The sequence below is a fragment of the Umbribacter vaginalis genome (assembly GCA_001552935.1).
GTDB lineage: Bacteria > Actinomycetota > Coriobacteriia > Coriobacteriales > Eggerthellaceae > Berryella > Berryella vaginalis.
This window is the reverse complement of sequence record KQ959669.1, coordinates 1-2,179: the sequence shown is the minus strand read 5'-3', so window position 1 is coordinate 2,179 and position 2,179 is coordinate 1. Positions and strand designations below refer to the sequence as shown.

Genomic DNA, 2,179 nt, shown 5'->3' with positions numbered 1-2,179 from the left:
CACCGACCACCCCATACACCACATGAACAGGAAAGATAGGAAAACATTATGCATAATGATAGAGAAAATATTGAGAGATTGTCGCGTAAAATTGATAAAGTCCTAAATCATGTACGAAATTGCTTACACGAAAAAGGAGAAAATCCTCCCTACTATCAGGCATTTCATGACTACTTGTATAAATCCCTTGTAGTTGTGGACGCTAGCACGCACGCCTTGCGAGCTGATCAATTTATTGTAGGTCTCGATAAAGCCAATGCACGCTTTATTGTTTTTTCTGATACAAACCCAGATGGTTATAAACTTTTTGCGTATCCTTTTGAAGACGCAATACATAACATGAATACCATTGATGGAGAAAACAATACTACTCGTGTAAGAGCGCGTCCAGTACCCTATGTCTTACGACATGTAGCGCGCTTACGGGATTATATAGAGTATGACCTACCACGGTATTATGATAATAATCACAATGAGATTCAGACCCACAATAATGATGGTATCGCTACTCAAATAGAACTTATTTCATCGCTTTCTCCTAGTGAATATCTTACGGCAACATGCATACATAGTTGGAAAGATAAATACATTCAACTACAAGAAGATGCGCTACAAGCATGTAATGGTGTAAATAAAGAAGTTAATCCATTTATTGCATACCTGGATAGCGTTGAAGATAGAGCAGCGGAACAAAATCATGTTGTGCGCGATGCACAACAAAACTTTAATAACAATAAAAAAGAGAACGGAAACGAACATGATTAACCCTCGTGCACATGCGCCCTGAGTAAAGTAAAAGGTATATTTATACCTTTTTACTACAAATGCCGTCTTAAAACGCGCTATATAAGCCGTTTTAAGGGCTACTTTTATTTCAGTTCGATAAAACATACTAAGGAGTTAAAAATGAGTGATACAGAAAACGGTAGTGAAGAAGTCCTCACCACTCGCACCCTTAATGGCAGCGCTCGAGAATTTATGCTTAAATGCGCTACTGACGCAGCGCTGTATAAGGAATTTTTGAATATCGTTGCTCGCTTTCCTCGATTTTCGATTATGAACCTAACACATGTATATGAGCGTGAACCTAATGCGCACATCTTACTTGACGTTGATGCCTGGAAGAAAAAAGGCTATAGCATTGACACTACAAAAAAAGGTGTAGCGTTTGTAGTGCGCGATAAAACACAGCAAGACATAGAAAAGTTCCCAAAATTTGCTGTTGCGCACTACTTTAGCGAAAACGATCTCACAAAATCATATGCTGGGTATTTACCATCATATAACAGTGAGATTTATGCACACGCAAAAGAGCAAGTCACACAAGAGTTTCCAAGTACTGAGGATGCACAATTTGTGGCACTTCGGCATTTTGGTGAAGAAATAGAAGCACCACTTGTAAACCTTTCTCACCTTTTATGCCACAGTGATGTTTCTGAAAATGTTAAAAGCGTAAAGACGTATTTAGAGCAGATGCGCTCGAGTGCCTGGAAATACATCAGTGCTGTTAGAAGTGCATATTTTACACTTCTTAAAGACGAGCAAGAACATACATTTACAGAAAAACTCGATCATGCAGAACATCTTGCAGGACTCGATGATTTAAGCGATGAAGATATTACGTTTTAGTGCACATCTTCCATAAAAGTGCTAATGAAAGGAGTGATTTTATGCTAAACGCACTAAAAAACACATCACACAAGCTGCTCAAAGCTTTTGTTTTGCTTGTAGGTTGCGCTGCACTTGCGCTAAGCGTGTGCATGCTTTTACCTCATCAAGCAAAAGCAGCCGATAAGAATATCGGCGATCCTTTTGAAACAGGGCAAGTTGTGTGGAATCCAGGCATGAACTGCTGGAAATTGAACATGGAAATCAACACTACGTCAATTACTGATCTCAAGCGTGCAGATCCGCCAAATTGGGAAATCCCTCAATTTATCAAGGATTTTGCACGTCCTGTAATTGATGACTGGGGCATATCGGATTTTGCCTTAACCACTGAAGTAAATAATCCTTTGGGTATTAAGGTTGATATTCCAGATCGCGCACATTGTTGCATGTCGCATGTTGCAACAACACGTCCTGCATCACATTATTGTGAGTTTGTAACTGACGACATCACGCCAACGCCAACAGGCTGGAAAGGTATTTTTTACTTCATTGTGTACTCTAACGGCGG

Annotated in this window: 3 protein-coding genes; all 3 read left to right on the top strand. The window is 39.6% G+C overall.

Going from position 1 to position 2,179, the window contains the following annotated elements; translation table 11 throughout:
* Positions 1–48 precede the first annotated feature (48 nt).
* Positions 49–765 carry a hypothetical protein gene (locus HMPREF3190_RS00130; RefSeq protein ID WP_066778983.1) on the top strand — a complete coding sequence of 239 codons (717 nt, stop codon included), beginning with the start codon at positions 49–51 and terminating at the stop codon, positions 763–765.
* Positions 766–906: 141 nt separating this feature from the next.
* Complete coding sequence (locus HMPREF3190_RS00125) at positions 907–1,629, top strand: hypothetical protein (RefSeq protein WP_066778981.1); 723 nt, start codon at positions 907–909, stop codon at positions 1,627–1,629.
* Positions 1,630–1,670: 41 nt separating this feature from the next.
* Positions 1,671–2,179 (top strand): hypothetical protein (locus HMPREF3190_RS00120; protein ID WP_156425659.1); only part of this gene is annotated, 509 nt, incomplete at its 3' end.